A 6,918-nucleotide genomic window follows, 5' to 3' on the forward strand; every position below is an offset into this window, starting at 1 on the left:
GGCTCGCATAGCGGTCTGAAAGATCAAAGAAACCCATCTGCGCCATCGTCACATCCCAGCAGCCTCATGCCCTGCGCCTTCTATCCCGGCCGCAAGGCCAGGGCAATTTTTCGAGGTGACCTATAGAGAAATGTATGAACACCACTCCGATCCAGTGGAACCACCGGCGCAGCTTCATCGCCGTGGCCGAAGCGGGCATGCGGCGCGTCTGCTGTGCAAGCGTCAGATTGGGGTCGAGATAAGGCGTCCCCTGCGCCATATGGGTCAGGACACGGTTCCACAGTTCGGCGTCGGGTTCAGCGTTTCAAGCGGGCGGTTCAAGTGCCTCGGACGATGTGGGCTGCAGGTAGGGCGAAAGGGCGAAAAGGGCGATCAGCAGAAGGTTTCCCACCGAAAGTATCGTGATGATCCACCCCCGCGCCTCGGGGTATCCTGTGCCCTGCGCCAACGCGATCATGAGCGACTGGACCGCGCAAGTGCCAGCAGCATCCCGAGCGCGCTCAGGCGTCGCTGATCGGCCCGGAGGCGCTGGCATCCAAAGGCAAGGATGAGAGCTACAAATACGGGAATGGGAAGGGTGGGCATGAAGGATCGTAGCGGTTGGGGGCCTTCGCCCCCTAGGCCAAAAACCGGATCCAGGCGACCTGAATCCGGAAAGAGGTCGCGGACGGAGGGCTGGGCGGGCCAGGGATGTGGCGCCTCAAACCTGATCGGAGAACGACCATGAAAACCCTCGCAATCGCCCTTGTCCTGTCATCCATAGCTTCTGCGGCGCTGGCCGAAGGGGCCGGGCTCAGGGTCATCCAGATCGAGATGCCCCATCACGCGGCCGAGGCGCGCGTCGCGATCTGGTATCCGCGCGGCGCAGGCGGCACGCCGACCGTCTATGCCGACAACCCCGTTTTCGTGGGGGTCGAGGCTTTCGTCGATGCCGAACCGGCGGCGGGTGCGTTTCCGGTCGTGCTTTTCAGTCACGGCATGGGCGGCACCGACGGGGCGCAGGCCTGGTTGGGCGAGGCGCTGGCCGCCCTGGGGGCGATGGTCGTCATGATGAACCTCCCCAACTCGACCTGGGGGGATTTCGACATGACCGAAGGGGTGCGGCACTGGACCCGTGCCGCCGACCTGTTGCGGGCGCTCGATGTGCTGGCGGACGATCCCGACCTCGGGCCGCATCTGGATGCGACGCGGGTGATGGCGGCCGGGTTCTCCTACGACGGCTGGACAGCGCTGTCGCTGGGCGGGATGACCGGCAATCTGGACGGGCTGGTTGGCGCCTGCACCGCGCATGTCGAAACGATGGACGCCTGCGACATGCTGCTGTCCGACGCGGTCGGCCTGCAGCGGCAGGATCCGCGTGAATGGAACGCCAGCTATGCGGATGCTCGTGTCACCTCGGTGGTGGCCATCGACCCGGGGTTCGTCTGGGGCCTCGATCAAGAGAATGTCCAGGCGCTTGTGCCGGATGCGCTTCTGATCGGCCTTGGCGACGGCGAAACGCAGATGTCGGCCACGGATTTCACCGCAAGCGGTCTGGCCGCTCTGATCCCCGATGCAGACACCCTGCAACTTGCCCCGGCCTTCCACTTCACCGCAATGCCGGTTTGCCAACCGGGCGGGGCCGCAATACTGGAAGCTGAACAGGATGATCCGGTCTGCACCGACCCGCCGGGCACAGATCGGGCAGCCGTGCATGCCGCGATCGTCGATGCGCTTGCAGTCAGACTGGGCCTGTGATCGCAACGGAGTCCACTGGCGACCGGAATAATCCTGCCGACCAGCGGACGCAAATCTCACCTTCCGCGGCGATATACAACAACGGCGGGTTTCGGGACGCTGCCTGCGGCGGGCGAACGGCGGAAAAGGGAACACGATTAACTCACCCACCCGGAGGGTTCGGCCACCCCCGACCTCCGTGCACCGGTTGCGTCCCCATGCACCGAGCGTGTATTTCCTAGGACTTCTGTCGCACCGAAGGTCCCGATGACCAGAGCTCACTCCCCACCCGACCACGCTGACACCGCGCGGTAAGTATGTGCTGTGACCAACCACACACAGCAGAAAGCACAGCATGAACCCTTTCGAGAATACCCCCACCGCGAAACTGATCGCAGACCGCGTCCGCGACCTGTCGCATCGCAAGACCCAGGCCGAAATCGCCTCCGAGGCGGGCTTCGCCAACGCAAACTTGATGACCTTCCTCAAGAACGGGCGCAACAAGGTGCCGCTCGACCGGGTGCCCTCGCTCGCCAAGGCGCTGGAGGTCGATCCGGCGATGCTCATGCGTTTGGCGCTCGAACAGGCGGTGGGTGCGACGGCGGCGCAGGCCATCACCGAGATCTTTGGCACGCCCGTCACCGAGAACGAGCGCGGCTGGCTGGCCGAGATCCGCGACGCCTCCGACAACAGCGACCCGCGTCTGACCGGACGCTCGCGCACCGCGCTCAGGGGGATCTTCGGCAAATGAGCGGTGATCTGATCGCTTGTGCGAGTGGACCGGCGGGACCGCGGGACCGGTTCGCATGACCGGGCGTGACATGGACGACACCACCTTCACCCTTCCCACGGCCCCGTCCGGGTCGTGGGAGGAGTTGACCCCGAATGAGCGCGCGTGGGTCGAGTTCATCCGCGTCATCTCCTGCGGGAGCGACCCGAAGGTCACGCCCGCGCGGATTCGCGCGCTGCGTGAGGCGCTCGATATGGGAGGGGAGGGCGCGGGACGGGGCGGCGGCGGAGGCGCGCCAAGAGGGCTAACCAGCCTTTTCCGGGAAGCGGGGCAGATGAGGGCGGGGCCCCGTGTGTGGTCCCGTTTCAGAAAGAACCGTGCAGGGACTCGTGTCTCCGAATCGACGCGGCCGATAACAATGCCTGTCGTGCAGGTTGCGCGGATCCGATGATCTCGACCGGCCTATCTGCCCCACAGCGATGTAACACAGACCTGTAACACAGGAGGTCCGCCGAAAACCCATAACCTCTTGCAAATAAGAAATATGAGAGGGTTGGCAGGGGCAGAGGGACTCGAACCCCCGACCCTCGGTTTTGGAGACCGATGCTCTACCAACTGAGCTATACCCCTAGGCCGAGGTCGGGCGTATTCCAGAAGCGGGCGGAATTCAAGCGCGAAAAGCGTTTGGCGCAGCGGGGCGTGGATCAGAATTCACGCCATAGCCCCAATCGCAGCCCCTGTTCGCGCCAGGTGCCAAAGGTCTGACTGTAGCCCAGGGTCAGGGTGGTTGCTTCGGTGATCCGATAGCCTCCTTGAAGCGTCAGGCGCCGGATCACCGTGCCATCGGTCCGGCTGATCCCGGCTGACAGCCACACCAGGCCCAGGTCCGGAAGATCAAGCCCCGCCTGCGCCATGCCGCCCCAGTCCCAGCCATGCCCGCCCCGCCCCGGCGCGGCATCAAGGCTCAGCCGTGTCCAGACCTGCAGCCTCTGCAGGGGGAAACCCCGCCCCAGATGCAGCGCGGCGCGTGGCTGCCAGTTTCGGCCCATGTCCCCCGATCCCGGGAGGCTGCGCAGGGCCAGTTCCATCCCCCAGGGGGTGCTGTCTGCCCAGAGACCGGGATGGTAGCGCACAAACACCTCGGCCCCTGTGCCGCTGCGCCCGAGGTTCATCGCCGAAGCGCGCAGGTTTTCCTGCCAGCCGCCATCCTGCTCCAGCTTGGCGCCCAGCACCCAATCTGCGGCCAGGCCGTGCTCCATATACACCTGCCAGCGGAGCTGCCGCTCTGCGTCGCCCCGATTCAGGCTGAATTCCGGCGCCACGAACCATTGCCCCTGCCCGCGCGGCCATGGCCCGGCATCGGCCGCCATGACCCCCACCAACACCAGCACTCCCGCCAGAACCGCAGACCACAGACCCTTGCACCACATCCCGCCACGCTGCGCCGGAACTGGTTAATGAAGGGTAAAGACCGCAACTGAGGACGCAGGTTGTCGCGCGGCGGGGTCAAGGACCGTGACCCCCTGAACGCCCACCAGCCCGGCAAGATCCGCGCCATAGGCCGCTGTGGCCCCGGCCAGGGTTGCCGCGTCAAAGGGCATCGGGCCGGGGTGATCTGCGGATTTGGGCCAGCGCTTCATGGCCTGACGCATGACCTTGCGCGGCGCGGCCCCGGGGTCAGCCCGCAGCGTGGCCATGGCGGCGTCAATGGCGCGGGCGGAAGGGCCGGCATGGGTGGCGCGGTCGGGCAGGCGCAGGGTGGCGGCGGTTTGCGGGCCGAACATCCGCGCCAGCACATCGGGCAGGACGGCGGCGTGATCCTCATGCCGCCACAGCGTGATCCCCGCCACCCGCGGCACTGCAACCAGCCGCGCCACCAGTTCGGACCAACGCAGGGCCAGCGGATCGACTCCGGCGCAATAGCTGTCGAAATCCGTCAGCTTTCCGGCCATGAGCTGCTGCCCGAAGGCCGAGACCAGGAAGGGCAACGGGCTGCGCACCGCCAGATAAAGCTGCGCCTCCTGAACCTGCAGTCCCCGCAGCAGCCGGTCCAGCCGGTCCCCCGCCAGCGGATACAACTGCGCCCCCCGGCCGATGCTGCCGGGGCGGGTGGTGCCGATCAGGTTTTCCTCGGACAGCAGCAGGGCGCGCCCGGCGGCGGCCTCTTGTGCCAGGGCAGCGGCCAGCGGGGCAAATCCGGCCCCCTGCAGCCTGCGCCCGGGCCCAAGCGACGGCAGCCGCAGGTCCGCACGCAGCCGGTCAGGGCCGAAACAGGCATGACCGCGCCGACCAAGACGCCCGGCGTTGCGCGACAGGATGCCCTGCAGATAGGTGCTGGCCGTCTTGTGCGCGCCCAGATGCAGGCTGATGCGCATCGGCCCCCCTTGGTTGCAACGCCGCCAGCCTAGGCCGGAAACCGGGGCGCGGGCCAGTCCCTTTTCAGGGTTCGATCAGGAACCCGCCCGATTGCCGCGCCCAGAGCCGCGCATAAAGCCCCTCCTGCGCCAGCAGGTCCTCATGCCGCCCCTGCTCGACGATCCGGCCCTGGTCCATGATCACCAGCCGGTCCATGGCGGCGATGGTGGACAAACGGTGCGCGATGGCGATCACCGTCTTGCCCGCCATCAGCCGGGTCAGTTGCGCCTGGATGGCGGCCTCGACCTCGGAGTCCAGCGCCGATGTGGCCTCGTCCAGGATCAGGATGGGCGCGTCCTTCAGCGCAACCCGCGCAATGGCAATCCGCTGGCGCTGCCCGCCCGAGAGCTTCACGCCGCGCTCGCCCACATGGGCATCCAGCCCCCGCCGCCCCTTTGCATCGACCAGATCGGCGATGAATTCCTCGGCCTCGGCCATGCGCACGGCGGCCATGATCTGGGCATCGCTGGCATCGGGGCGGCCATAGGTAATGTTGTCCCGGACAGAACGGTGCAGCAGCGCGGTATCCTGCGTGACCATGCCGATAGCCGCGCGCAGGCTTTCCTGCGTGACCTGCGAAATATCCTGCCCGTCGATGAGGATGCGCCCCGAATTGACATCATGGAATCGCAGCAACAGGTTGACCAGCGTGGACTTGCCCGCGCCCGAGCGCCCCACAAGTCCCACCTTCTCGCCGGGCGCCATATCCAGGGTCAGCCCGTTCAGGACCGCCGGACCTTGCCGGACCTCGCCGGTATAGCGGAAGGTGACATTGTCAAAGACCACACGCCCGGCGCGGGTCTGCAGCCTCCGGGCATCGGGCGCGTCTTCGATCTGGCGCGGCAGTGACAGGGTCGATACCCCGTCGCGCACCGTGCCGATATTTTCGAACAGGGCCGCGAATTCCCACATGATCCAGTGCGACATGTTCCCCAGCCGCAGCGCCAGCGGAATCGCAACCGCCAGCGCACCCAGTTCGATCCGCCCGTGCAGCCACAGCCACAAGCCCAGCGCCGTCACCCCCGCCGTCAGCAAGGCGTTGATGAAATTGACACCCACATCCTGCAGCGCCACCAGCCGCATCTGGCGATAGACCGTCTGCAGAAACCCGTCGAGCCCCGCCCGCGCATAGCTTTCTTCGCGTTCGGCATGGCTGAACAGCTTGACCGTGGCGATGTTGGAATAGCTGTCCACCACCCGCCCGGTCATCTCGGCGCGGGCATCGGCCTGGTCCTGCGACACCCGCCCCAGACGCGGCACGATCACCCACAGCAGCGCCCCATAGGCCACCGCCCAAACCGCAAAGGGCAGCGCCAGCGCCAGATTCTGCGTGGATGCCAGCCACAGCGTGCCGATGAAATAGGCGCCGATATAGACCGCCACATCCATCAGCTTCATCACCACCTCGCGCACCGACAGCGCGGTCTGCATCAGCCGCGTGGCAATCCGGCCGGCGAATTCATCCTGGAAATAGCCCATGGACTGGCTCAGCAGCCAGCGATGCGCCTGCCAGCGGATGCGCTGGGGGAAATTGCCCATGATCGCCTGATACATGACCAGCGCGCCCAGCACCGCCACAACCGGCAAAGCCACCAGTTGCAGCCCCGCCATCCCCATCAGGCGCGGCCATTCCTCGGCCAGGAAGCGTTCGGGGCCCAGCTCGCCCATCCGGTTCACCAGCGTGCCCAGATAACCGATCAGGATGATCTCGATGATGGCAAACACCACCGAGAGCGCCGACATGGCCAGCAGCCAGGGCAGAAGCGGGCGCGCGAAATGCAGCGTGAAGCCCAGCAACGAGGCCGGGGGGCGCGCGGGCGGTTGTGACGGATAGGGGTCTATCCGCGATTCGAAATGGGAAAACAGACGGCTGAACATGGGAACCTCGGAGCATGAAAAGGGGCGCGCAGTGACCCTGCGCGCCCCCCGGGGTCAGGGTGGGCACCTTCGCCCCCCCCTGCGCCGAAGACCCTGTCAGCGGATCACTCGATGATTTTCGACACGACGCCAGCGCCGACGGTGCGGCCGCCTTCACGGATGGCGAAGCGGAGCTTTTC

General features: G+C 66.3%; 6 protein-coding genes and 1 tRNA gene. 2 read left to right on the forward strand and 5 right to left on the reverse strand.

All coding sequences use genetic code 11. From position 1 onward, the window contains the following. The first annotated feature begins 723 nt into the window (after window positions 1-723). Both HUK65_RS17660 and HUK65_RS17665 read left to right on the forward strand, forming a co-directional pair. Entirely contained in the window at window positions 724-1,737 is a 1,014-nt protein-coding gene (locus HUK65_RS17660; protein WP_179907582.1) for an alpha/beta hydrolase family protein, read from the forward strand. A gap of 334 nt (window positions 1,738-2,071) precedes the next feature. After that, window positions 2,072-2,467: an XRE family transcriptional regulator gene (locus HUK65_RS17665; protein WP_179907583.1), complete on the forward strand. Its 396-nt coding sequence runs from the start codon at window positions 2,072-2,074 to the stop codon at window positions 2,465-2,467. Between the two features lie 533 nt (window positions 2,468-3,000). On the opposite strand, the gene HUK65_RS17670 is transcribed toward HUK65_RS17665, so the two are convergent. From HUK65_RS17670 to HUK65_RS19215, 5 genes are all read right to left on the reverse strand, one after another. Next, a tRNA-Trp gene (locus tag HUK65_RS17670) sits at window positions 3,001-3,076 on the reverse strand. A gap of 74 nt (window positions 3,077-3,150) precedes the next feature. Then, window positions 3,151-3,876 carry a hypothetical protein gene (locus HUK65_RS17675; RefSeq protein WP_179907584.1) on the reverse strand — a complete coding sequence of 242 codons (726 nt, stop codon included), beginning with the start codon at window positions 3,874-3,876 and terminating at the stop codon, window positions 3,151-3,153. Window positions 3,877-3,900: 24 nt separating this feature from the next. Further along, window positions 3,901-4,821: a hypothetical protein gene (locus HUK65_RS17680; protein WP_179907585.1), complete on the reverse strand. Its 921-nt coding sequence runs from the start codon at window positions 4,819-4,821 to the stop codon at window positions 3,901-3,903. A 64-nt stretch (window positions 4,822-4,885) separates the two neighbouring features. Then, window positions 4,886-6,739 carry an ABC transporter ATP-binding protein gene (locus tag HUK65_RS17685; RefSeq protein WP_179907586.1) on the reverse strand — a complete coding sequence of 618 codons (1,854 nt, stop codon included), beginning with the start codon at window positions 6,737-6,739 and terminating at the stop codon, window positions 4,886-4,888. Window positions 6,740-6,843: 104 nt separating this feature from the next. Next, window positions 6,844-6,918, reverse strand: a 75-nt coding sequence (locus tag HUK65_RS19215; RefSeq protein ID WP_179907328.1) for an EF-Tu C-terminal domain-related protein, incomplete at its 5' end; no start/stop codon positions are given.

This window comes from Rhabdonatronobacter sediminivivens, from assembly GCF_013415485.1.
GTDB lineage: Bacteria > Pseudomonadota > Alphaproteobacteria > Rhodobacterales > Rhodobacteraceae > Rhabdonatronobacter > Rhabdonatronobacter sediminivivens.

Excerpts from the sequence above, each read along its gene's own strand:
- HUK65_RS17680 (WP_179907585.1), bottom strand. The coding sequence starts at position 4,821 with ATGCGCATCAGCCTGCATCTGGGCGCGCACAAGACGGCCAGCACCTAT.
- HUK65_RS17685 (WP_179907586.1), bottom strand. The coding sequence starts at position 6,739 with ATGTTCAGCCGTCTGTTTTCCCATTTCGAATCGCGGATAGACCCCTAT.
- HUK65_RS17675 (WP_179907584.1), bottom strand. The coding sequence starts at position 3,876 with ATGTGGTGCAAGGGTCTGTGGTCTGCGGTTCTGGCGGGAGTGCTGGTG.
- HUK65_RS17665 (WP_179907583.1), top strand. The coding sequence starts at position 2,072 with ATGAACCCTTTCGAGAATACCCCCACCGCGAAACTGATCGCAGACCGC.
- HUK65_RS17660 (WP_179907582.1), top strand. The coding sequence starts at position 724 with ATGAAAACCCTCGCAATCGCCCTTGTCCTGTCATCCATAGCTTCTGCG.